We start from the raw sequence: 23,889 nt of genomic DNA, 5'->3' as shown, positions 1-23,889 counted from the left end.
GCACCTAATCTAGGTAACGAAAAGTAAGCTAGATACATTTAGTGCTTTAGAGTAATAAAAACGTCACCTCGCCGCAAACAAATAAAAATGGACCGCGTACAGCAGTCCATCTCAATTCATCATTCAGTTCGCACTATCTTTCTAAAAGGATTAGAAGTTTTCGTTAATGTGAGCTTCGAAACGAACAAAATCGTTTTCGATATCTGCGTTCTTCATCACATCATAACAAGCGAATGTAGGTAATGCTGACATACCAAAGAAGCGGAAGTTAGCGTGCATGTGGAACATCAAATCGTCCACGCCTTTACCTTGGAATAGGTATTCGTTCTCATCATCAAACGATTCTTCTGGCGCGTTGAATGTCAGTGACAGCATGTATTTGCTGTTGGTTTGAGTGCCGCCTGTACCATAGTTTTTCTTTGGTTCTTCTGCGCTACGGCCATCGAATGCACATAGTGCGCCGCCCATACCCGCAGTAAACACGTCGTCCATGTATTTTTTGAATGACCAAGGCACAGACATCCAGTTGATTGGGCTTTGGATGATCACGCGATCAGCCCACTCAAAGTGTGCGAGTTGCTCATCTACGTTGATCTCATCTTGCATTGTCACAACGCGAACCTCATGGCCTTTTGCTTGCAGAAACGTCTGTGCTTTGTCGACAAGAGAAGCATTTAGACGACCTTCTGAATATGGTGATGGTTCGTGTGCATTGATGATCAGTACGTTGCTCATGGGATTACCTTTAAATAAGTTCACAAGATGACGCAGTAACCATTGTGCGTCGGATGTGGTTTATTATGGTAACCTAGAAATATAGTGCAATTAGTTAACTTTTAGTAACCTACTTAATTTTTTATTATATCACTGTTTTTAAAACATATATTTTTTCAATTTTTTATTCATCGTTATTTTACGATTAATTTTTTCATCGAGTTGTTGCATCTTCCACAGAGCAGGCGTACACTTTATCGCAATTCGACGATTAACTATTAAGGCCAGCGAATGAGTGATAAGTGCAAGGACACGTGCGAAGTTGTTTTTCAGACAACACAACAACAGCTCGAGAAAGAACAAACTCTCGCAGCGCAAGCAAAAGCTTTGTCGCATCCAGCACGTTTGCGCATTCTGCATATCCTGCACACGCTCGATACCATGGGCGGTTGTTTGAACAGTGATTTGGTTTCTGAACTGGGTCTTGCGCAATCTACTGTTTCCGAGCACTTGCGTATTCTCAAGCAAGCAGGCTTTATCAGCGCCGAGCCAAACCCACCTAAGGTGTGTTACCGCATTCAACGCGACGCGTTTGATCAGTTCAATCTAGGCTTTTCCAAGTTATTTGATTAATTCCCTTTGCACGCTGGTCAGGCGTGCAGAGATAAACTATACCTTTAACTATCGCCTTTCGACGATAAACGAATAAGAGAACACTATGACTACTCAAGTTTTAAATAGTGCCAGCGACAAAATGAGCTTCTTGGACCGTTACCTAACGGTGTGGATTTTTGTGGCAATGGCAATCGGTGTAGGTATTGGCGCAGCATTCCCTCAAGTTGCTGAGTGGAATGAGTCAATGTCAGTCGGCAGCACGAACGTACCGCTCGCGATTGGTTTGATTTTGATGATGTACCCGCCGCTAGCAAAGGTGAACTACAACCTGCTAGGTACAGTGACGAAAGATAAAAAAGCGATCACGCTGTCTTTAGTCATGAACTGGATTGTCGGCCCTATTTTAATGTTCATCCTTGCATTGACTTTCCTAGGTGATCATCCGGGTTACATGGTTGGTATCATTCTGATCGGTCTTGCTCGTTGTATTGCCATGGTATTGGTATGGAACGATATCGGTGGTGGTAACAAAGAATACGGCGCAGCCCTAGTTGCGTTAAACAGCGCTTTCCAAATCGTAACTTACAGTGTGATGGCATGGTTGTTTATCACTGTGTTGCCACCAGTCTTTGGTTACGAAGGTTTCGTAGTTGATATCTCGATGATGGACATCGCGGAAAGCGTTCTTATTTACCTTGGTATCCCATTCCTAGCGGGCTTCCTAAGCCGCAAATGGCTGGTCGCTGCGAAAGGTGAACAATGGTACAACGACGTATTCATCCCACGCATTTCACCAATTACGCTTATCGCCCTGCTTGCGACCATCGTGCTGATGTTCAGCTTGAAAGGTGAAATGATTCTTGAACTGCCAATGGATGTATTCCGTGTAGCAATTCCACTGGCTATCTACTTTGTGTTGATGTTCTTTGTCAGCTTCTTCGTTGGTAAGAAAATGGGCATTGACTACGACAAAAACGCGTCGATTGCTTTCACGGCAACAGGCAACAACTTTGAATTGGCAATTGCGGTTTCTATCGCGGTGTTTGGCCTAAACTCAGACCAAGCTTTTGCTGGTGTCATTGGTCCACTGATCGAAGTGCCTGTGTTGATTGCTTTGGTGAATGTAGCATTGCGAATGAAGGCCAAATATTATGGCTAACCTAAAAAGCACAAAAAATACAAAAGCGGTAAAACATTAACTCACTACCGTTTTAATATACTCGCTGGGCGTTAGGCCGAACTTACTTTTAAAGCGTTGGCTAAAACGCCCCTCTGACTGATAACCACACAACTGTGCTAGCAGCGCAACGTTATACGAGCCATTTTGCATCAAGTAAAGTGCGTGATTTAGGCGCACTTCTGCCAATACTTCACGATACTGGGTACCTTCTTGTTTCAGTTTGCGTATCAATGTTGCTCGGCTCATAGCAAAGTGCCCCGCGACCATGTCTAATGGATGCTCCTCCCCTGGAGAGCGCGATAAGTAACGACTAAGTTTCTGACTAAAAGAGATATGTGAACTCGAGAACAACCGATGCAATAACCCTCTCTCAGCTAGCTGCTGATATAGACCCATAATCCAATAGCGTTGTGTCGCTTCACTTAAGCTTTCCCGCTCAAACGAAAACAAAGCATTTAACGTCGCTTGCAATGCTTTATCTATCTCAACAACGGGTACATAGTTTCCTAATGCGTTGCTCATGCTTAGCTCCAACATTTCATCGCTAGGCACACAGTGAAAACTGAACATTCGAGAAAGAAATCGCCCTTGTAGAGGAAGATTTTCAAAATTTAGGGATGCATTTGCTTCACAAAGCATGATATTTGGATGATGGATGTCGAGTACTTCGTCTTTCCAGAAAAGATGTTTACTCCCCTTAACAATCTGAATAAGGCTTGGGGAGTGAACCCTGACATTACGAAGCTTCTGCTGCTGCTCCGCACGAAACAGCGTAACCTGATATTGGTGACCCATTCTCTCCCCTTATATTCAATTATCGCGTGTAAGTCGTGGTTAATGTCGCTTTACCCAAAGCAACACTATTCAAAGTAAACCCTACAATGGCTGGTGGCGTGTTTTCATCCAAATTCAGTTCTTCAGTTGGCAATGCCCACACCGTAAACTGGTAACGATGCATCCCATCATTCTTTGGAGGACACGCGCCGCCGAACCCCGTTGTGCCGTAGTCAATACGAGATTCTTTGCCGCCTAACTTGTTCATATCAATGCCTCGAGGCAGCTCGCTAACGGTGGATGGAATATTAAACGCTATCCAATGCCAAAAACCACTGCCTGTTGGTGCATCGGGGTCATACACGGTGATCGCAAAACTTTTTGTGCCCTTTGGAGCTTCTTTCCACATCAATTGTGGTGATTGATTCCCGCCATCACATCCCCAACCAGAGTATTCAAATGTCTTCGCCATCGGGTGGCCTTCTTGAATATCTCTACTCACGAGTTCAAATGCATGGGTAGAACCGACCGCAAAAACACTCAATACCAAAACTGACTTGTATATCGCTTTCATGTTTTTCTTCCTTTCAATGAATTCAACACTAGTCTAAATACCCAGCAGTCCGAATCTTTGTCAGTAAGTATCAAAAACCACAAAATAATCTATAATTTTGACACTTTAAGATTCTAACACAAACTTCTTACTCTCTTAATTGCACTTGGTTTATGCTAATTAATCGCTCACGGAATAAGGAAGGAAAATGGAATTGGATATCTACGTGGTGGACGCCTTCACCGATACGCAATTCAAAGGCAACTCAGCAGCGGTGGTACCGTTAGAGGAATGGCTAGCCCCAGAATTGATGCAAAATATCGCGACAGAAAACAACTTGTCGGAAACGGCTTTTCTAAAATCCATTGGCGCAAACCGATATGAGATTCGTTGGTTCTCTCCTATAACTGAAATCGACTTTTGTGGACACGCCACACTGGCCTCGTCGTTAGTGCTGTTTGATGAGCTTGGCATTAATGGCACGATTGAATTTCATACTCTGGAAGTAGGAACCCTCACCGTAGAGAAGAATGCGCAAGGTAAGATCGAGATGACGTTCCCTGCTCGTCCTCCAAAAGCCGTTTCTGATATTCCCTCGGCATTGATTGAAGGCCTAAGTTGCGATGTGGAACGCGTACTGCTTAGCCCTCAAGCGTATTTCGTGGTGGTCGGCAACCAGCAGGAGGTACTTGAGGTTCAATACCGTTCAGAGCACCTCAAGACACTCGCTCCTTACGATGTGGTCATTACCGCGAAAGGCGATCAACAAGACTTTGTATCTCGTTACTTTTGGCCTGCAAATGGTGGTGACGAAGACCCCGTAACTGGCTCGATTCACGCTGGATTAGCACCGTTCTGGACAGAAGAATTAGGCAAGACGTCACTGGTCGCTTACCAAGCTTCTCAGCGCGGAGGTATTTTGCACTGTGAAGTTACTGGCGAACAAGTAAGAGTATCTGGCGACGGCGTGCTCTACATGAAAGGCCAGATTTTTGTTTAAATGATATTCATGTAATCAACTTAAAAGAGCCAAGTAAAGCACGGCTTCAGCAGGATAAAGCCAGTTTCAATAATTAATCAATTGATGAATATTGAAGGAATTAACTTCCTAGCCGGACAAAACTGACTCACGTTACACTGAATGCAGTCCCATACTCTTCTATAGCTTGATACGAGTTCGAGCTCACCTTCTTAGAGGAAGCGTCGCATGATGAAGCGAATCATTCTTGGCACCCTAGCCCTGACTCTTTTAACTGCTTGTTCCAAAGATGACGGACAGCAAGCCCTTGGCACACTAGAACGTGACCGCGTAACTTTTACTGCCACCTCTAGCGAGATAATTCGTGCCCTACCCATCAAGGAAGGCAGCCAAGTCACCGAAGGAGAAGTGCTGGTTCAGCTCGATACAAAGAACCAAGAAGCCGTTTTAGCTCACGCCGTAGCCGAACAAGCCAAGGCTGACGCCTATCTTTTGAAATTGACTAATGGTGAGCGACCAGAAGACATTGCCGCAGCGCAAGCACGTGTTGCCAGAGCGGAAGCTCAATTGGTTGAAGCGCAAAAGAACTACCAACGTAAAGCGGAGTTAGTTCGCAAAAAACTCATCAGCCAATCAGAGAAAGACACCGCTTTAGCAGCCAGAGATTCTGCCCGTGCAGAGCTAGACTCCTCACAAGAAGAGTTCAGCAAACTGACCGCTGGCTCTCGCCCTGAAGATATTGAACAAGCGAAAGCCGCACTCATGGCAGCAAAAGCCGATGTGGCACTGCAAGAACAGAAACTGGCAGAACTCACCATCACGGCCACGCGAGATGGCTTGTTAGATAACCTACCGTTTAACCTTGGCGAACGCGTCCCTGTCAATGGCGTGGTTGCTGTAATACAAGCAAGCCGCGTCCCATACGCTCGCGTTTATGTTCCAGCCAACTACCGAGTCGATTTTGTGCCGGGTAAAACGGTTAACGTGCATGTAGATGGCGTTGAGCAACCATATAGCGGCACCGTTCGTTGGGTTGCGACTGAACCTTCATTTACGCGTTATTTCGCGCTTACCGAGGAAGAACGCTCGCGTTTGATGTACCTTGCAGAAGTCGACCTTCAAGACTCAGCACAATCCTTGCCTTCAGGTATACCAGCGCAAGTGGATTTGGTGGAGTAAGCCAATGACCGAATACGCTATTCAAGCTGAAAATGTAGTGAAGAAGTTTGGTGACTTCACCGCCATCAACAACATCACGCTTAATGTGCCCAAAGGCAGTATTTATGGTTTTCTTGGTCCTAACGGCTGCGGTAAATCGACAACCATTCGTGTGCTGACGGGCTTGCTTAGCCCAAGTGAGGGCAACGTGGACGTGCTTGGGCTAGAGATCCCAAAACAATCAGAGCTTCTGCGCCTCAAGATTGGCTACATGACACAAAAGTTCTCCCTATATGATGACCTGACGGTTCAAGAGAATCTTGAGTTTATTGGACAAATCTTTGGTATGGAAACCAAGGCTCTGAAAGCTCGCATCGAAGAACAACTATCCACCTACGGTCTCGACCAACTACGTAAACAGCGCGTCGGCGGAATGAGTGGCGGGCAGAAACAACGCTTGTCTCTCGCCGCAGCCACCATGCACAAACCAGAACTGTTGTTTCTCGATGAACCCACATCTGCGGTTGACCCAGAGAACCGACGCGATTTCTGGGAGCAGTTGTTTGATCTCTCTGACCAAGGCACCACAATTTTGGTCACAACGCACTACATGGACGAAGCAGAGCGCTGTCATCGTCTGGCCATTATGGAAGCCGGGGAAATCCGCGCCGATGGTGAGCCAGAAGAGCTCATGGCGCAAATGGGCGTTAACATCGTCGAAGTCAAAGCGGATAACTTACGCGAGCTTAAAGAGAAAGTCATTCAGCGCGAAGAGGTACGCTCAGCCGCACAGCTCGGCATTCGCTTGCGCATTTTAATCCACCAGCACATCGAACAACCGATCGAATGGTTAACCCAAACCTTTCCAGAGCTTGAGGGCTGCGAGATGAACATTGCTCGCCCGAGCTTAGAAGATGTGTTTGTCAGCGTGACGGGGGAAGGCCGCCAATGATGAAATCTATTGCCCGTATGAAAGCGGTGATGATCAAAGAGATCCGTCAGCTTTCACGTGACCGCATTACCTTTGGCATGGTCGTGATGATCCCGCTAATTCAGCTTCTGCTGTTCGGCTTCGCTATTAATACGGATATTCGTAACATCCCCGTTGGTGTCGTTGATCAAAGTGGCAGTACCGCCGGGCGCGTGATTACCGAGTCCGTTAAAGTAACGCAAGTGGTCGATGTGGTTGAAACCTTTGCTACCGCTTCAGAAGCCGAGCAAGCCATTCAAGACGGTTTGGTGCGAGCGGCTTTAATTCTACCTAGCGACCTAACCCAACGTATGGTGCAAGGTCGAGAGCTTGGACAGTGGATTGTGGATGGTTCAGACACCATGATCAGCTCTGCGATTCTCTCGCTACAAACCATGCCGTTAACGGATTTTGATTTTGAGATACGCCCTGCCCCAACCAAAACCTTTGAAGTTGCGCTGTATTACAACCCGAGTCGGCGCTCGGCGGTGAACATTGTCCCTGGTTTATTGGGCGTGATTCTGACCATGACGATGATCTTGTTCACCAGTGCAGCCATTGTTCGAGAACGAGAACGCGGCAATTTAGAGTTACTGATTACTACGCCAATTCACTCCATCGAACTCATGGTGGCGAAGATCATTCCGTATATCTTTGTTGGTCTGATTCAGGTGTTTATCATTTTAGGATTGGGGCACTGGATATTTGGCGTGCCAATAAACGGCGCCATTAGTCAGATACTGTTTGGCACGCTGCTGTTTATCGCCGCGAGTTTAACCTTAGGTTTGGTGATATCCACCATTGCGACGACACAGCTTCAGGCCATGCAGATGACGGTGTTTATTCTTTTGCCATCGATTCTTCTGTCCGGATTTATGTTCCCTTATGAAGGAATGCCCGTCGCGGCACAATGGATCTCAGAAGCCCTGCCTGCCACTCACTTTATGCGCATTATTCGTGGTGTGGTGTTGCGTGGTGCAGATTTAATGGAGCTATGGCGAGATACAGTCTGGTTACTTGGATTCACTGTTATCGGCCTTATTGTCGCTTCATTTCGCTTCAAAAAATCACTCGACTAATCCCACGATATTGCGTTCATTCCTTAAAAACAAAAATAGCCCCAACGAAGGGCTATTTTTTGTTTGTGTATTCATACACTGTGCTATCGAGCTCAACTCTCAGACAATATTAATAGTACTCACCGTAGGAACAATCTCGTAAATCGGAAATATTGTAGTTTTTCAAAGAGTTTATTTTAAAGTTGAACACTACCTGTTTACAGACAACGCCTTCGCGATCCGTGTACGTGATAATACCTTCACTGTACGCACGCTGACCATCAGAGGATGTCACGTCAGCAACAAGTTCCAAATGGCCCTTATGCGCGTCTACGCGATTCATCATCTCAAACACATCTACCCACTCTTCGCGATTTGCCATTTGTATTAGCATGGACTTCGCCTGTGTTTCCAACTGCTGGGGGTATACATAATAACGGTTGTAACCAAAGTATGCGCACATAAGTAATAAAACGAGTGCAAATGAGGTTGTTCTTGTCATACAAGCTTCCTCTTGTTGTTATAAAAATCTTGCTTCGTTAATTCAGTATAGGAAGCGAGCAAAGTTTAGGTTATAGAACTTGCCCAAATAACAGAGGACAGTCAGAGACAGTCAATTCTATGACAAGCTCAACAACAAACTTTATTGCACTCTCATCATGGGCTTGAACAAAAATACGCCATAGAGACAGTAAGAAGTAAGAAGTAAGAAGTAAGAAGTAAGAAGTAAGAAAGGAAAACTAACCGGAGCGCGGTGATAACAGAAAAGTAAAAGGAGTTTGAAGAAAAAGACAATCCGAGTGAATGTAGTGAGAGCGGAAATCAAGAGTAGATTATCCGCCCATCAACTAGGCTCAAATTGTCAGTGCCCACAACAACGTGACTCGCCGAATTTAAACGTGTTGGTAACTATCTTCGAGAGACTCTGTCTGCGTTGTCTTTTCGCTCACTTCCACTTTAACCGCAGCGACCTTGAACTCAGGGATCTTCGCATGCGGATCAGTCGCTGTTGTCGTTAGACGGTTGACTGGCGATTCAACAAAGTGGAATGGAATGAACACCACTCCTTTTTGAATACGCTTAGTCACAAAGGCATCAATCTCAATGCTCCCGCGACGTGTAGATACCGTCAGACGCTGACCATTACTGATACCTAACGCTTCTGCGTCTTCCACGCTCACCATCGCACGAGGGCCAGCAAGATTATCCAACCCTTTGGTTTTGCGCGTCATGGTTCCAGTATGGAACTGCTCAAGTACGCGACCCGTCGTTAACACAAGTGGGTACTCTTCATCTGGCAGCTCAGCCGCATAACGGAACGGTACACCCACCATTTGCCCTTTACCACGAGTAAACTGGGTTTGGTGCATGATGCGAGTACCCGCAGGGTTGTTCTTGTTGCTCGGCCATTGCACACCGTTTGGCGTAATGGCATCCCAACGAAGACCCGCGTATTGAGGTGTCACTCGTGCGATTTCATTAGTGATATCAGACACGCAGTGGTAATCCCAATCACTGCCCATTGCATTGGCGATCTCTTGGATAATCCACCAATCTTCTTTCGCTTCACCCGGTGCCGTTACGACCGGATTCACGCGTTGAACACGACGCTCCGTATTGGTGAAGTGACCCGCTTTCTCAGCAAACGAGCAAGAAGGCAGAACCACATCCGCGTATTGTGCAGTCTCCGTTAGGAAGATGTCTTGAACCACCAAGAAGTCGAGCGTTTCTAAACCTTCAATCACATGCGCTTGGTTCGGGTCACTCAACACTGGGTTCTCACCCATGATGTACATACCACGAACGTCACGATGGCAAGCCGCATCAATGATTTCTGTCAGGGTTAGACCTTGCTCAGAAGGCAGATTTGGTGCGTTCCATTCAATCGCAAACTTCTGACGCACAATTGGGTTGTATACCTTTTGGTAGCCCGGGAAACTGTTTGGCAACGCGCCCATATCACACGCGCCTTGCACGTTTGATTGACCACGTAGCGGGTTGATACCACCACCTTCAATACCGATGTTGCCACACAGCAATTGCAGGTTAGCGATAGAACGCACGTTGTCATGACCTGTCGTGTGCTGAGTAATACCCATTGAGTAGTAAACAGCGGTACGATCTGCCGTGCCAATCATACGCGCCATTGCTTGAATGTCTTCAGCTTTAACGCCCGTAACCAACTCCACTTTATCGAGGTTGTAAGCTGGCGACATTACTTCTTGCAGCAAGGTATCAAAGCCGTCGACACGTTCTTCGATGTACTCTTGATCGTACCAACCGTTCTTGATGATCTGCTGCATGACGCCATTTAGGAGCATCACATCCGTACCCGGACGGTGCGCCATGTACAACTCAGCATGCTCTGCCATATCGACACGTTTCGGGTCAGCCACAATCAAACGAGCGCCGTGGTGACGAATTGCTTGTTTGATGTGTGAAGCGATGATCGGGTGCGCCGATGTGGTATCCGAACCAATAATAAAGATCACATCCGAGTGCTTAATGCTTGGAATGTCGTTGGTCATTGCACCACTACCCAGTGACGCCTCAAGACCGGTTACACTCGATGCGTGGCACAAACGCGCACAGTGGTCGACGTTATTGGTGCCCAGTTCACGACGGACAAATTTTTGGAACGCGTAGTTGTCTTCGTTGGTGGTTTTCGCTGAAGAGAAACCCGCTAATGCGTTGCTGCCAAAATCTTGCTTGATGCCAGAGAACTTACTTGCAATCAGTTGAATCGCCTCTTCCCAACTTGCAGGCTGCAACCAACCGTCTTTACGAATCAATGGCGTGGTAAGACGCTCTTCACTGCCAATGAAGTCAAAACCAAAGCGCCCTTTCACACACAGCATGCCTTGATTCACCGGCGAGTCACCGCCTTTCACGTAACGAATCGTATTGGTTGCTTCGTCCACGAACATAGTCAACTTACAGCCCACACCACAGTATGTACAAATGGTGTCGACCGCTTTCAGATCTTCAGTACGACCTTGCGAACGGTCACGACTATCGACCATCGCACCCGTTGGACACACTTGAACGCACGCGCCACATTGCACGCAGTTCGAATCGCCCATTAGGGTTAAGCCATTCTTGTTACTTCCAAAGTGTGGACGATCATCAGGACGTAATGCGGGACGACCTTGTTTATCGCACACAAAGTTCAGTACACCGTGCACGGCTTTGTCGCGACACGCTTGGATACACTGACCACAGCTAATACAGCGGTTAGCATCAAACTCAATAAACTCAGAGCTGCGGTCAACTTCGTACTTATGACGCAAGTCTTTCGCACGAAGATCTAACCAATCTTGATGCGATTTAATCTGCAAGGAGAAGTCAAAGCTCTGCTCGGCTTCATATTCGGTGGAGTAGTCACGTAGCGCACAATCGGTATTGGCCTGACAGCCACATTCAAGGCAGCGCGCGGCTTCCTTCATTGCTTCTTCGTTATCAAAGCCCAACTCCACTTCAGCGAAGCTTTGCTCGCGTTGTGTTGGAGTCAGCTCTGGCATGATAGAGCGAGCGACTTTTTGGATATTCTCGAAGTGAAGCGGATCGACTTGAGAGAGTTTCTTCTCTTTGCGCGAGTTGAACGCCGCCTTTGGCATATCCGCCATATCGCCATTCAAAAACAGGTCAATGGCTTTTGCCGCAACGCGACCATCACCCACCGCTTCAACTGCCGTTGCAGGACCGCGGCGGAAATCACCAATACTGAAGATGTTGCCCGTGCCAGTGTGCATGGTCTTTTCATCTGCATCAGAAGTATTCCAGCGCGTAAGTGGAATCGACAAATCTTCGCCTTCGAGGAAGCTCAGATCTGGCTTTTGCGATACTGCCGCAATCACGGTGTCGAACTCTTCGGTAAAGAACTCGCCAGTTGGTTTAGGGCTGCGACGACCAGATGCATCCGGCTCACCCAACGCCATGCGCTCTAGACGAATCGCATTCACGCGTCCGGTTTCATCGGCAAGGTTTTCTGCAGGGTTGGTCAAGAAGTGGAATTTCACCCCTTCGTGTTCCGCTTCGACAATCTCGTAGTCTTCTGCCGGCATTTCGTCACGGGTACGACGATAAATCAACGTGGTGTCTGCACCAGCACGACGCGCAGTACGAGCACAGTCAATTGCCGTGTTACCACCACCGATCACCGCGACTTTCTGACCCGTAACGTAATTTTGCTCAGTCACGTAATCTTTAAGGTAATCAACGCCTAAGTAGCAACCTTCAAGGTCGCTGCCTGTGTAATGCATTTCAACCGCTTGAGACGCACCGACCGCCAAACACACTGCGTCGTATTCTTCGCTCAATTGAGAAAGCGTGAAATCCACACCCAGCTTTTGATTAGTGTGCACTTGCATGCCATTACGGCACATCAGTTCGATTTCTTTATCGAGAATGTCTTTTGGCAAACGGTATTCTGGGATGCCATAACGCAACCAACCGCCCGCTTTTGGCATGGATTCAAAAACCGTAACGTCGTAGCCTTCGTTCGATAAGTAATAGCCAGCCGTTAGACCACCAGGGCCACTGCCGACGACGGCAATGTTCAACCCTTTAATTGGTTTCTTTTCTGGCACATAGGCTTCATGCGCAGACAGATATGCATCCGCGGCATGACGTTTTAGCTGACGAATTGCGATTGGCTCATCGACTAGCGAACGGCGACATTCGCTCTCACAAAATGCAGGGCATACGCGGCCAATCGATAACGGCATAGGCAGCGTACGCTTAATCACTTCAATCGCTTTTTGATGGTCGTTCTGTGCGATGTGATAAAGGTACGATTGGATATCCACGCCCGCAGGACACTCGGTTTTACATGGCGCTTCACAATCGGCGTAATGGTCCGTCATGATGCGGTTGAGTGCTTTTCTGCGGTGCTCGCTTAATTGTTCTGATTGCGTGACCACATTAAGGCCGCGGTAAACTTCGAGCTCACACGCACGCTTAGTACCGCCACTTTCGACTTCAACTACACACAAGTCACACGGTACTTTTTCATTACTTTTGTTCATTCCGCACAGCGATGGGATCTCGACCCCACACACTTTTGCTGCTTCTAAAAGGGTTAGACCCTCTTCTACAATTCTATATTTTCCATCGATGACGATTTCTATCATGCAACCCCCGCAGCAAAGCAAATCCAAATCTGCACAAGTAAAACCATGCATTCTATAAGGATAATCATTTGTAAGACAAGTTAGTGTGATGTAAAACTTATAAACCACATTTTTCACGTGTCATAAAAAGCGAGGGCTTCTTTCGCTAACTTTCAACACTCGGTGTTTAACAAACGTTTTACTCCCTCGAAAGTGCGAAAACTGAAGGGGTGGACTATTTTGATAATAAGAGTAATAAATGATTGACCTTACCCTTAGGTTAACCTTTAGAATCGAAGGGTTTTCATCATTTTCATCAAACACATGGGAAAAGGTATGCACTTAAAATCGCTGCATACAATCTGGTTAACTCTCTTCACGACGCTAGTACTATTGGTATCTAGTGTGGCGAACAGTGAGCCGTTGATGAATATTCAAATGATGTCTACTGGCATGGCTCACCATCCTTCTATGATGAGTGACAGCGAACACTGCGGTATGCCTGGCATGATGGACGTCTCCATGACTGACGCTTCTATGTCCGAAGATGGCGATGCAAGAGAAACCAGCATGAACTGTGGTGGGGGCTCCGGCATGGTTCATACCTGCTGTACTGCTGCGTGTACGATAGTTTTCGTCCCCCTACCGAATCCTATCAATAGCCCAATGCCCGTCGTCTATCGCGCAACTATTACTCCTGAAGTTGCTTCCCCAGTCGTACACGTCAGCCGCGACCTGTACCGACCTCCTATAGCCTAAATCCATCCTAGCATTCGACCCTGCGCGTGTATCGCAGGTTGTTTTAATGCGCCTGAACGATGAGGTAACAAGGCTTTACTGTTCCCGCAATAAAATCCGCACCTCCATCGATCCGGCGAACACTGGATTTAGATTATGGATATCAAACCATACCGCTTAGCTGCACCTATTTTTATGGTGGCTCTGGTCGCTGTGCCAACCTTGGTTAACGCCGCTGGTAAAGAGACGCACGCAGCGCAAAATTCCGCATCAAGTGAGCGAGATTCAACGACCAAGCTTGCCCAACTGATCAACGTCGCTTTGAGTAACGATGGCAATCGTAAGCAATACTCAGCGCAATCTGCTGCCATGCGTGAAACGGGTGTCGCGAGTGCGACCTTGATGGACCCAAAACTGAAAGTGGGTTTTGGTGGCTTACCTGTCGACAGCTTCAAATTCGATGAAGACCCAATGACCAACATCTCCGTTGGTTTAATGCAACAATTTGAGCGTGGCTCTACGCTTGATTTACAGCAGAAGAAAGCCAATCAACAAGCTGACGGCCTTGGGCTTCAAGTCCATGCTCGTGAGCTTGAGGTAGCCAACAGCATGACTCAACTTTGGTTAGAACTTGGTTACCAGCAACGCGCGGAGCAAATCATGCTTGAGAACCGCAAGTTGATGAAGGAAATGGAAAGCTTTATTCAAACCAACTATTCGATTGGTAAGAGTGAAGCGCAAGATCTGCTCAACGCCCAACTTCAAGTCAGCAAGTTGGATGAGAAACTGCAAGCCAATGCACAAATGCAACGTCGTCTTATCTCTCAACTCTCCGAATGGTTGGGGTCAGATTGGTTGGCGAACGAAGAGGCTCTGCACGCGAGCAATCAACTTAATTGGGACACACTGAACAGCAAACTTGCTGCCAGCCAGGGTTCCACCAAGCATTATCAGCAACTCAGCCAACACCCGATGGTTAAGATGGCCGACGTCAGCATTTCTGCCAATAAAACGCAGGTGGAAATTGCTGAGCAAGCCTACAACCCACAATTTGGCGTCGAAGTAATGTACGCCTACCGCCAAGCCGACAACATGATGGGTGAGCCCGCCTCTGATTTGGTTAGCGCTTACCTCACCATGGACATTCCGTTGTTTACGGGTGACCGCCAAGATCGTAATCTCGCGGCCGCTCAATACCAAGTTGGCGCGGCACAATCACAAAAGGACACCTTACTAACGCAGATGAATGCCAAGGTGAACACTTTGCTAGTTGATCGCGGCAACTTAACCCAGCGTTTAGAACGTTATCAATCCACCTTATTGCCTCAAGCGAAAGCGCGCATTCAAGCCGTTGAGCGGGGTTATCAAAACAACACAGCGCAGTTTAACGATGTGATTTCTGCCACGACTGACGAATTGGCTCTGCAATTAGAGCAACAACGTCTACTGACCGATCTCAACATCGCAAACAGCAATTTAGCCACCCTACTCGGTGGTTTCGACTACCAAGTGGCTTCACCGGAAGCTCGCTCTATTTCGACATATTAATTTGTGATTCCCCAAGACAGTTGGGGCTGCAGTTAGGCGGCAAACGAGAGAATCCCATGAGCATAGATCCTCTATGTGATTTGGGTGAACGAGAGCAGGCAACAACGCTGTAGCGTCAAATGTGAAGGGGAAAATAAGGTAAAACAATGAAAACATTAAAAATTGCAACCATCGCGCTGATTGTTGGTGGTGCTTTAGGGTTTGGTGCTAATCATTTTCTTACGGGCTCAACTCATGACATGAGTGCGATGGGTGGCGAGTCTGCTGCAAGCTCTAATGATCCGCTTTACTGGGTTGCCCCAATGGATCCGAACTACAAACGCGACAAGCCGGGTAAGTCCCCAATGGGCATGGATTTGATTCCGGTTTACGCAGAAGACCTATCCGGTGAACAAGACGCACCGGGTACAGTGACTATTGACCCTTCAGTAGAGAACAACCTCGGGGTTAAAACCGCAAACGCGACACTACAACAGCTATCACCACGCATCGAAACGGTTGGCTATATTGCCTTTGATGAAAGTCTGTTATGGCAAACCAACGTTCGTGTGGCGGGTTGGGTAGAAAAACTCTACATCAATGCCGTGGGTGAGAAAGTGAAGAAAGGCGATGTGCTGTTCACGCTCTACTCTCCAGAACTGGTTAAAGCACAAGAAGAATTGCTGAATGCGTACCGCACTGGCCGCAAAGGTCTTGAAAAAGGCGCGACCGAGCGCTTGGTAACGCTTGGGGTTGACCGTGCTCAAATCAAATCCATTACTCGTAGTGGTAAAGCATCGCAAACCATTGAAATCAAAGCGCCTGCTGATGGCGTTATCGCGAGCTTAAACGTGCGTGAAGGTGGCTATTTGTCCCCTGCTCAAGCGGTGATCAGTGCAGGTCCTTTGGACAATGTTTGGGTTGATGCAGAAGTCTTTGAGCGTCAAGCGCACTGGATGAAAGCGGGTTCTCAAGCCACGATGACCCTTGACGCGATTCCGGGCAATGAATGGCAAGGTGTTGTCGATTACGTGTACCCAATCCTTGATCCGAAAACACGTACGTTGCGTGTGCGTCTTAAATTCCCTAATCCAGATGGCGCATTGAAGCCAAACATGTTCGCCAATATTGCCTTGCAGCCTGTTACTGACGACGCAGTGTTAACGATTCCTAAATCATCTGTTATCCGCTCTGGTGGTATGACTCGCGTTGTTCTAGCTGAGGGCGAAGGCAAATATCGCTCCGCTCGAATTGAAGTTGGCCGTGAAGCTGGCGAACAAATCGAAGTATTACAAGGACTTAAACAAGGCGATAAGATCGTTACTTCATCTCACTTCATGCTCGATTCTGAATCAAGCCAGTCGGCGGATCTGTCTCGCATCAATGGTGTAGAAGCAGCGGCAGAAACAGCATGGGCCAAAGGTGAAATCACAGACGTAATGAAAGATCACCGCATGCTGACCATCAACCACCAACCTGTACCAGAATGGGATTGGCCGGGCATGGTAATGAACTTCACTTTCGCAGATGGCGTTGAAATGGGTGACTTGAAAAAAGGTCAGGCTATCGAATTTGAAATGCAAAAGACGGAGTCCGGTCAGTACCAAATCATCGAGTATAAGGCAGACAACAGCGTCATTGCCGCAGAAGTTTGGCTAACTGGTGACATTAGCATGCTGATGGCTGATTTTGGCATGATCACCTTAAACCACCTACCGGTTGCAGAATGGAACTGGGATGCAGGCGAGATGAACTTCTCTGTGGGTGAAGACGTTGATCTATCGGGTTTTGAAGAAGGACAGAAAGTTCGGTTTCTAGTTGAAAAACAAGGTTCTGACTACGTTCTTAAACAGCTAGTTCCTGCAACAACAGCCGTCGAGGGTTAATTATGATCAATGCTATTATTCGTTGGTCACTGAGCAACCGATTCCTAGTGTTGGTCGCGACCTTAGCCCTTGTATTAGGCGGACTTTACAGTGTAAAGAATACGCCTGTTGATGCGATTCCGGATCTTTCTGATGTGCAAGTGATCATCAAGACAAGCTATCCGGGTCAGGCTCCTCAAGTCGTCGAGGATCAAGTCACTTACCCACTCACCACCGCCATGCTTGCCGTGCCGGGTGCTGAGACAGTTCGTGGTTACTCCTTCTTTGGTGACTCTTACGTTTATATCATTTTCAACGATGATACCGACATGTACTGGGCACGTTCGCGCGTGTTGGAGTACTTAAGCCAAGTAGCACCAAAGCTGCCACCGAACGCAAAACCAACCCTAGGTCCTGATGCAACGGGCGTGGGCTGGGTTTACAGCTACGTATTACAAGACAAAACCGGCAAGCATGATTTGGCGGATCTTCGCAGCCTGCAAGACTGGTTCTTGAAATACGAATTGCAAACCGTTGATGGCGTTTCTGAAGTCGCTACCGTGGGCGGTATGGTGAAGCAGTATCAAGTGCAGATTGATCCTGCCAAACTGCGTGCGTACAACCTCACTTTGCAACAAGTGAACATGGCAATCCAAAACGGTAACCAAGAAACCGGCGCGTCCGTTATCGAAGTTGCGGAAGCCGAACACATGGTTCGTACCACGGGTTACCTAACCAGCATTGAAGACATCAAATCACTGCCTCTAAAAGTCACCGAGAAAGGCACGCCGTTGCTATTAGGAGACATCGCAGACATTAACCTTGGCCCACAAATGCGCCGTGGTATCTCAGAGCTGAATGGCGAAGGTGAAGCGGTAGGTGGCGTTATCGTGATGCGCTTTGGTGAAAACGCCAGTGAAGTGATTGCGAAAGTCAAAGACAAACTCGCAGACCTACAACGCAGCCTGCCAGAAGGCGTGGAAATTGTTGCAACTTACGATCGCTCTACCCTTATCGATTCAGCGGTAGAAAACCTATGGAAGAAGCTTGCAGAAGAGTTCATTGTCGTTGCGATTGTGTGCGCGTTATTCTTATTCCACATTCGTTCTTCGTTGGTTATCGCTCTGAGCCTACCGGTTGGCATTCTCACTGCGTTTATCGTAATGCATTGGCAAGGCATCAACGCCAACATCATGTCCTTGGGTGGTATTGCAATTGCCATCGGTGCCATGGTGGATGGGGCAATCGTAATGATTGAAAACGTTCACAAGCACATTGAACGAACGCCATTGACCGACAAGAACCGCTGGCAAGTAATCGGCAAAGCCGCAGAAGAGGTCGGCGCACCGCTGTTCTTCTCGTTGCTTATCATCACTCTTAGCTTCGTACCAGTGTTCGCCTTAGAAGGCCAAGAAGGCAAGATGTTCTCGCCGCTTGCGTTCACTAAGACTTACGCAATGGCAGCGGCAGCAGGTTTGGCAATCACACTCGTCCCTGTTCTTATGGGCTACTTCATTCGCGGTAAGGTGTTACCGGAACACAAAAACCCAGTTAACCGTGGCTTGGTCGCGTTGTACCGTCCGCTGTTGAACACCAGCTTAAAATACCCTAAGACCATGATTGTTATCGCATTAGGTCTGATGGCATCGGCTTACTACCCAACCAGTAAACTGGGTAGCGAGTTCATCCCTCCGCTGGATGAAGGGGACTTGATGTACATGCCAACAACCTATCCGGGTATCTCAATTGGTAAAGCACGCGAGCTTCTACAACAAACCAACAAGCTGATCAAAACCGTTCCAGAAGTGAAAACCGTATGGGGCAAGATTGGCCGAGCTGAAACTGCAACCGATCCAGCGCCACTCACCATGATTGAAACCGTGATTCAGTTGAAGCCACGCGACCAATGGCGTGAAGGGGTAACAACCGAGTCACTGCGCAAAGAGTTCGACAAGCTGGTTCAGTTCCCTGGTCTTACTAACGCTTGGGTAATGCCGATCAAAACGCGTATCGACATGTTGGCAACGGGCATCAAAACCCCTATCGGCATTAAGATCTCCGGACCCGATCTGAAAGTGATTGAGAAGATCGGTTCTCAGTTGGAGCCAATTCTTAACGGCGTACAAGGCACGGCATCGGTTTATGCAGAACGTGTAGCAGGTGGTCGTTATGTCACGATCGACATTAAACGTCGTGCCGCAGCGCGTTATGGCTTAAGCATCAAAGACGTTCAGCAAGTGATCTCCACTGCGGTGGGCGGTATGAATGTGGGTGAAACCATTGAAGGCTTGGAGCGTTACCCAATCAACGTTCGCTACCCACAAGACTACCGAGATTCAGTGGTTAAACTGCAAAACCTACCATTGGTGACACCAAATGGCGCTCGTATTGCGCTGGCTGATGTAGCGGACATTCGTTACGAAGACGGCCCTCCGATGATCAAGACAGAAAACGCGCGTCCAAACGGCTGGGTATTTGTCGACATCGATGGTCGTGACCTTGGCTCTTACGTAGTGGAAGCACAGCAAGTCGTGGCCGATCAACTAGAACTTCCTGCGGGTTACTCGCTGGCTTGGTCTGGTCAATACGAATACATGGAGCGTGCGAAAGATCGCTTGAGTGTCGTGGTACCAATCACCATCGCCATCATTATGCTGCTGCTTTACTTCAGCTTCCGTCGTGTCGGTGAAGTGATGATCATCATGCTTACCCTACCACTCGCTATGGTTGGTGGTTTGTGGCTCATGCATATCCTCAACTACAACTTCTCGATTGCCGTTGGGGTCGGCTTTATTGCCCTAGCAGGCGTCGCGGTTGAAATTGGGGTCATCATGCTCGTCTACCTCAACCAAGCGTGGCACTACAAAAAACTCGATGCAGAAGAGAGCCAACAGAAGCTTGAGGCGAAAGACCTAACTGATGCCATTCGTGAAGGTGCAGGCCTACGTGTTCGCCCAGTAATGATGACGGTACTGACGGTCATTATTGGTCTGATTCCGATCATGTACGGCGAAGGGACAGGATCAGAAGTAATGCAACGTATCGCCGCACCAATGATTGGTGGTATGGCATCAGCACTGCTGCTGACGCTGTTGGTGCTTCCAGCCATCTTCAAGCTGTGGAAACAACGTGAGTTGCGCCAAAGCAATGCAACTAATCACCAAGCTAGTGATGTAAACAACAAGGCTTAACCCCTACCTTCCTCTCAAACATGCCGTTTGAGGGGAAGCAACCAAGTTAATAATGAATTAAAACAAGGATATAAAAATGAAAAAGACACTAATCACTCTTGCTCTAGCCCTAACAACAACGACTGCGTTTGCCCAAGTGGATCATTCAAACATGGACCACGCGAACATGGATCATAGCAACATGAAGCATGAAAATATGGACCACGGCAGCATGAAGATGGACCACAGTAAAATGGACCATTCAAACATGATGGATATGCCGGGCATGTCGGCAGTTGGTATGCCAGCAAAAGGGGCAAAGCCAGACAAGGTGGTACACGTTATCTTGGGTGATGACATGACCATCAAGTTCAAAAAAGACGTTAAAATTGAGCCAAACGATGTGGTGCAATTTGTGGTCATGAACACCGGTAAGATCAACCACGAGTTTACGATTGGTTCGGCTAAAGAGCAGCTAGAACATCGCGAAATGATGAAGACAATGAGTGGCGATCACATGCATGACTCAGGCAACGCAGTTACGGTAGAACCAGGTAAAGCGAAGCAATTACTGTGGCACTTCCACGGTGACAACAAGGTTGAGTTCGCGTGCAACATTCCGGGCCATGCAGAATCGGGCATGGTTAAAAAGATTGAACTGTAAGTAATTATCCAACTAGACAAAGGAGCTGATGATTCAGCTCCTTTTATTTCTCTGGATCAAACTATTCGTTAGCTCATGATAAGAAATTCTGAGCCAGTGTCTCACGCTAAGATATTTTTATGACCGAATCACCGACGTAATATATAAGCCAAACTACGGGCCTTGATAGCAACACTCTTCTCCTCATATTGAGACCGTATTAGCGTATTGCAAAGAATCCTACATAAAATAGACATAGATTTAACAGTGTTTAGAGTATTGGCTCGTTATAGTTTACGTGACATCGCTACGGTGCGAACTAAAACTAAAATTGAAGAACACGATCCATGAAAAAGTTATTTTTGTTGGCTGGGCTAATGGTTTGCTCAACCCTAAGTTACGCGTCCCAACTGAATGAGGACATTTCTCTCCTCGAGCAACAAACCTCAAGCAGAATTGGGGTGTCAGTTTGGGATACCCAAGCAGACGAGCGTTGGGACTACCGTGGCGATGAACGCTTCCCACTCATGAGCACATTCAAAACCCTAGCTTGTGCCAAAATGCTAAGTGATATGGACAGCGGTAAGCTAAGTAAGAATGCGACCGCAAAAGTCGATGAGCGCAGTATCGTTGTATGGTCTCCAGTGATGGATAAGCTCGCAGGCCAAAACACACGCATAGAGCACGCGTGTGAAGCCGCTATGTTAATGAGTGATAATACTGCAGCCAACTTGGTATTAAATGAAATTGGCGGCCCTAAAGCCGTAACAATGTTTCTGCGAACAATTGGAGATAAAGCAACGCGCCTAGACAGAATAGAACCTCGCTTGAACGAAGCCACACCAGGCGACAGCCGCGACACAACCACACCTAACGCCATACTAAACACTCTTCGAACTTTGGTCGAAGGCGAAACGTTGTCTTATGAGTCTCGTGTACAATTAAAAATCTGGATGCAGGACAACAAAGTTTCAGACTCGTTAATGCGTTCTGTATTACCAACAGGTTGGTCTATTGCAGACCGTTCTGGTGCGGGTGGTCATGGTTCGCGTGGCATTAACGCGATTATATGGAAGGAAAATCATCGACCTGTTTACATTAGTATTTATGTCACAGAAACCGAGCTCTCACTTCAAGCTAGGGACCAGCTCGTTGCGCAGATAAGTCAGTTGATTTTACAAAAGTACAAAGACAATTAAGTCTCTACTCACCTGACCCCATTTGTATCCTTTTCTAGCCCTTCTCTTCCAGAAGGGCTCATTCTGTACTTCCATCTTAAAAACACCACTTATTGAGTAATGACTTACTTATAAATAGGTATAAGATTTACTTATTTAGGGTGAGTTAACGCCCACATTAAGCAACCAAATGCACACAAACGGCGATAATTAAACCATACTCTTACCAAGAAGCACATTTTCTACAAAATAGCTTCACGTAATTTATTGTTGGTATTTGCAACATTGCCAAGGAGATGTCTATTGAGACTTGAAAGAACTTTTAACCCTGATGACTTATCGATGCAAAACATGGAAAGTCCGATATGTATGCCGATAGGGTTTGTTCACTTTTTAGCTCAATCGGAAACACTACAGCAAGTACTTGATACGGTGGCAGAATGGATAAATCGTATATTTAATTCTGACCGTGCGAGTATCACACTTTATGAAAACAATGATCATCTAAAGGTCTACTCTTTCTCTGGTAGTAAAGCGATTCCCGCTGAATTTTTAGTGCCCATTCATCAAGCGTTTGTTGGCCGAGTGTTCAAAAAGCAACAACTGATGATCTGCGATGATGTTACGCAATCTGATGAGATCGATTGTATGATGCTCGCATCCAATGGTATGGGTACGTGTATGGACGCGCCTTTAATGCACGGTAAAGTCTGCCTAGGAACGCTTAATGTTGCGCATCATCAAACGCACATTTACACAAACGAACAAGCGGCACAGCTTCAGTGCATCGCTAATTGGATTGCTTTAAACATTGCCCTTCATATACAGATTATGAAGATGGAGCACCTCGCCACGACGGATGATCTAACAGGTATTCCAAACCGCAGAGAGTTCATGCGACAAATCGAAAGCCGCCTAAATGAATACCGAACCCAGGGCATTGACTTCCATGTTGCTATTTTAGATCTCGACAATTTTAAAAGCCTCAATGACCGACTTGGTCATGACGCAGGCGATAAATCACTGATCCATGCAGTTAATACTATTAAAAGTCATCTACTTGATTGTGACTTACTTGCCAGAGTTGGCGGTGAAGAGTTTGCCATCGTATTAAGAAGTCGCTCATCACAGCAAGCTCTAGACACATTAGAAACGATTCGTAATGCACTAGAAACGACGACCGTTCAACATTCAGGTTGTGATATGAGCTTCACCGCGAGTATTGGGGTAACTCAAGTCTGTCGTCTCGACGACTCATTTGAACCATTAGTTAAACGCGCCGACTTAGCACTTTACAAGGCAAAAGAAACTGGAAGAAATCGCGTTGAGTTTCATATTGGTGAAGAAAGGTAGAAAAAATAAAAAAAGGTAGCGACTCATTGCGCTACCTTTTATCGATTCTAACCCGCTTAAAATAACTAATACGAACTTTAAGCCAGTTAAAAATAAGAATGAGCAAATTTAATTATGCTTTCTTAAGATCTTTAGCTGGGTAAGTTAGTGTTTTTTCGCCTGCTTTTACATGTGTGTAAAAACCGCCACTGCTTAAACCTGTAACAACCATTTCGCCAAGATCGATACCTTTAGTCGCTACTACTACGTCACCGATTGAAAACATATTGAATACCTTGTTTGTTTAGATTAAGACACTAAGTC

At 46.9% G+C, this 23,889-nt stretch carries 19 protein-coding genes; 13 read left to right on the top strand and 6 right to left on the bottom strand.

Features of this window, described 5'->3' with window-relative positions:
- Nucleotides 1-150 precede the first annotated feature (150 nt).
- A complete protein-coding gene (locus R7041_RS12790) occupies nt 151-735 on the bottom strand; it encodes an NAD(P)H-dependent oxidoreductase (protein WP_054578681.1) in 585 nt (194 codons plus the stop codon).
- Between the two features lie 270 nt (nt 736-1,005).
- On the opposite strand from R7041_RS12790, the gene R7041_RS12785 reads away from it, so the two are divergent.
- Both R7041_RS12785 and arsB read left to right on the top strand, forming a co-directional pair.
- Nucleotides 1,006-1,347: an ArsR/SmtB family transcription factor gene (locus R7041_RS12785; RefSeq protein ID WP_005375451.1), complete on the top strand. Its 342-nt coding sequence runs from the start codon at nt 1,006-1,008 to the stop codon at nt 1,345-1,347.
- Nucleotides 1,348-1,432: 85 nt separating this feature from the next.
- Nucleotides 1,433-2,488, top strand: coding sequence for an ACR3 family arsenite efflux transporter (arsB, locus tag R7041_RS12780; protein ID WP_005385145.1), 1,056 nt, complete (start codon nt 1,433-1,435; stop codon nt 2,486-2,488).
- A gap of 36 nt (nt 2,489-2,524) precedes the next feature.
- Here the strand turns inward: arsB and R7041_RS12775 are convergent, their stop codons facing one another.
- Together R7041_RS12775 and R7041_RS12770 are read right to left on the bottom strand one after the other, a co-directional pair.
- A complete protein-coding gene (locus tag R7041_RS12775) occupies nt 2,525-3,304 on the bottom strand; it encodes a helix-turn-helix domain-containing protein (RefSeq protein WP_170890025.1) in 780 nt (259 codons plus the stop codon).
- A 19-nt stretch (nt 3,305-3,323) separates the two neighbouring features.
- Nucleotides 3,324-3,857 (bottom strand): YbhB/YbcL family Raf kinase inhibitor-like protein, encoded by a 534-nt coding sequence (locus R7041_RS12770; RefSeq protein WP_047101665.1) that lies wholly within the window; start codon nt 3,855-3,857, stop codon nt 3,324-3,326.
- Nucleotides 3,858-4,044: 187 nt separating this feature from the next.
- On the opposite strand from R7041_RS12770, the gene R7041_RS12765 reads away from it, so the two are divergent.
- The 4 genes from R7041_RS12765 (at nt 4,045) to R7041_RS12750 (ending at nt 8,022) form a co-directional block, all read left to right on the top strand.
- Nucleotides 4,045-4,836 carry a PhzF family phenazine biosynthesis protein gene (locus tag R7041_RS12765; RefSeq protein ID WP_186585177.1) on the top strand — a complete coding sequence of 264 codons (792 nt, stop codon included), beginning with the start codon at nt 4,045-4,047 and terminating at the stop codon, nt 4,834-4,836.
- A gap of 207 nt (nt 4,837-5,043) precedes the next feature.
- Nucleotides 5,044-5,994 (top strand): HlyD family secretion protein, encoded by a 951-nt coding sequence (locus tag R7041_RS12760; RefSeq protein WP_373921001.1) that lies wholly within the window; start codon nt 5,044-5,046, stop codon nt 5,992-5,994.
- Between the two features lie 4 nt (nt 5,995-5,998).
- A complete protein-coding gene (locus tag R7041_RS12755) occupies nt 5,999-6,925 on the top strand; it encodes an ABC transporter ATP-binding protein (RefSeq protein ID WP_047101669.1) in 927 nt (308 codons plus the stop codon).
- Nucleotides 6,925-8,022, top strand: coding sequence for an ABC transporter permease (locus tag R7041_RS12750; protein ID WP_017635233.1), 1,098 nt, complete (start codon nt 6,925-6,927; stop codon nt 8,020-8,022). The genes R7041_RS12755 and R7041_RS12750 overlap by 1 nt, the downstream gene beginning before the upstream one ends.
- A 109-nt stretch (nt 8,023-8,131) precedes the next feature.
- Here the strand turns inward: R7041_RS12750 and R7041_RS12745 are convergent, their stop codons facing one another.
- Together R7041_RS12745 and fdhF are read right to left on the bottom strand one after the other, a co-directional pair.
- A complete protein-coding gene (locus tag R7041_RS12745) occupies nt 8,132-8,503 on the bottom strand; it encodes a hypothetical protein (RefSeq protein WP_005375433.1) in 372 nt (123 codons plus the stop codon).
- Nucleotides 8,504-8,894: 391 nt separating this feature from the next.
- The gene (gene fdhF / locus R7041_RS12740) at nt 8,895-13,133 is read right to left on the bottom strand and encodes a formate dehydrogenase subunit alpha (protein WP_258512564.1); all 4,239 of its coding nucleotides are present in this window, start codon (nt 13,131-13,133) and stop codon (nt 8,895-8,897) included.
- 315 nt (nt 13,134-13,448) lie between these two features.
- Between fdhF and R7041_RS12735 the strand changes: the two genes are divergently transcribed.
- From R7041_RS12735 to R7041_RS12705, 7 genes are all read left to right on the top strand, one after another.
- Entirely contained in the window at nt 13,449-13,871 is a 423-nt protein-coding gene (locus R7041_RS12735) for a hypothetical protein (RefSeq protein ID WP_017635236.1), read from the top strand.
- Nucleotides 13,872-14,006: 135 nt separating this feature from the next.
- Entirely contained in the window at nt 14,007-15,398 is a 1,392-nt protein-coding gene (locus R7041_RS12730; protein ID WP_186585173.1) for a TolC family protein, read from the top strand.
- Between the two features lie 146 nt (nt 15,399-15,544).
- Nucleotides 15,545-17,263: an efflux RND transporter periplasmic adaptor subunit gene (locus tag R7041_RS12725; RefSeq protein ID WP_186585171.1), complete on the top strand. Its 1,719-nt coding sequence runs from the start codon at nt 15,545-15,547 to the stop codon at nt 17,261-17,263.
- Nucleotides 17,264-17,265: 2 nt separating this feature from the next.
- Nucleotides 17,266-20,433 carry an efflux RND transporter permease subunit gene (locus R7041_RS12720; RefSeq protein ID WP_186585169.1) on the top strand — a complete coding sequence of 1,056 codons (3,168 nt, stop codon included), beginning with the start codon at nt 17,266-17,268 and terminating at the stop codon, nt 20,431-20,433.
- Between the two features lie 76 nt (nt 20,434-20,509).
- On the top strand, nt 20,510-21,076 hold the full coding sequence (gene copI / locus R7041_RS12715; protein WP_064376773.1) for a copper-resistant cuproprotein CopI: 567 nt from the start codon (nt 20,510-20,512) through the stop codon (nt 21,074-21,076).
- 326 nt (nt 21,077-21,402) lie between these two features.
- Complete coding sequence (locus tag R7041_RS12710; protein ID WP_005375420.1) at nt 21,403-22,254, top strand: carbenicillin-hydrolyzing class A beta-lactamase CARB-42; 852 nt, start codon at nt 21,403-21,405, stop codon at nt 22,252-22,254.
- 282 nt (nt 22,255-22,536) lie between these two features.
- Nucleotides 22,537-23,586 carry a sensor domain-containing diguanylate cyclase gene (locus R7041_RS12705; RefSeq protein ID WP_206949064.1) on the top strand — a complete coding sequence of 350 codons (1,050 nt, stop codon included), beginning with the start codon at nt 22,537-22,539 and terminating at the stop codon, nt 23,584-23,586.
- A 112-nt stretch (nt 23,587-23,698) separates the two neighbouring features.
- Here R7041_RS12705 and R7041_RS12700 read toward each other — a convergent pair whose 3' ends face one another.
- Nucleotides 23,699-23,851, bottom strand: a complete 153-nt coding sequence (locus R7041_RS12700) for a hypothetical protein (RefSeq protein WP_005375418.1) — start codon at nt 23,849-23,851, stop codon at nt 23,699-23,701.
- Nucleotides 23,852-23,889: the final 38 nt, after the last annotated feature.

This window comes from Vibrio sp. 1751 (genome assembly GCF_033339895.1).
Classification (GTDB): domain Bacteria; phylum Pseudomonadota; class Gammaproteobacteria; order Enterobacterales; family Vibrionaceae; genus Vibrio; species Vibrio alginolyticus.
Note: the sequence above shows the minus strand (reverse complement) of the source record. Positions and strands in the feature narration are given on the sequence as shown.

Excerpts from the sequence above, each read along its gene's own strand:
- R7041_RS12790 (WP_054578681.1), bottom strand. The coding sequence starts at position 735 with ATGAGCAACGTACTGATCATCAATGCACACGAACCATCACCATATTCA.
- R7041_RS12785 (WP_005375451.1), top strand. The coding sequence starts at position 1,006 with ATGAGTGATAAGTGCAAGGACACGTGCGAAGTTGTTTTTCAGACAACA.
- arsB (WP_005385145.1), top strand. The coding sequence starts at position 1,433 with ATGACTACTCAAGTTTTAAATAGTGCCAGCGACAAAATGAGCTTCTTG.
- R7041_RS12775 (WP_170890025.1), bottom strand. The coding sequence starts at position 3,304 with ATGGGTCACCAATATCAGGTTACGCTGTTTCGTGCGGAGCAGCAGCAG.
- R7041_RS12770 (WP_047101665.1), bottom strand. The coding sequence starts at position 3,857 with ATGAAAGCGATATACAAGTCAGTTTTGGTATTGAGTGTTTTTGCGGTC.
- R7041_RS12765 (WP_186585177.1), top strand. The coding sequence starts at position 4,045 with ATGGAATTGGATATCTACGTGGTGGACGCCTTCACCGATACGCAATTC.
- R7041_RS12760 (WP_373921001.1), top strand. The coding sequence starts at position 5,044 with ATGATGAAGCGAATCATTCTTGGCACCCTAGCCCTGACTCTTTTAACT.
- R7041_RS12755 (WP_047101669.1), top strand. The coding sequence starts at position 5,999 with ATGACCGAATACGCTATTCAAGCTGAAAATGTAGTGAAGAAGTTTGGT.
- R7041_RS12750 (WP_017635233.1), top strand. The coding sequence starts at position 6,925 with ATGAAATCTATTGCCCGTATGAAAGCGGTGATGATCAAAGAGATCCGT.
- R7041_RS12745 (WP_005375433.1), bottom strand. The coding sequence starts at position 8,503 with ATGACAAGAACAACCTCATTTGCACTCGTTTTATTACTTATGTGCGCA.
- fdhF (WP_258512564.1), bottom strand. The coding sequence starts at position 13,133 with ATGATAGAAATCGTCATCGATGGAAAATATAGAATTGTAGAAGAGGGT.
- R7041_RS12735 (WP_017635236.1), top strand. The coding sequence starts at position 13,449 with ATGCACTTAAAATCGCTGCATACAATCTGGTTAACTCTCTTCACGACG.
- R7041_RS12730 (WP_186585173.1), top strand. The coding sequence starts at position 14,007 with ATGGATATCAAACCATACCGCTTAGCTGCACCTATTTTTATGGTGGCT.
- R7041_RS12725 (WP_186585171.1), top strand. The coding sequence starts at position 15,545 with ATGAAAACATTAAAAATTGCAACCATCGCGCTGATTGTTGGTGGTGCT.
- R7041_RS12720 (WP_186585169.1), top strand. The coding sequence starts at position 17,266 with ATGATCAATGCTATTATTCGTTGGTCACTGAGCAACCGATTCCTAGTG.
- copI (WP_064376773.1), top strand. The coding sequence starts at position 20,510 with ATGAAAAAGACACTAATCACTCTTGCTCTAGCCCTAACAACAACGACT.
- R7041_RS12710 (WP_005375420.1), top strand. The coding sequence starts at position 21,403 with ATGAAAAAGTTATTTTTGTTGGCTGGGCTAATGGTTTGCTCAACCCTA.
- R7041_RS12700 (WP_005375418.1), bottom strand. The coding sequence starts at position 23,851 with ATGTTTTCAATCGGTGACGTAGTAGTAGCGACTAAAGGTATCGATCTT.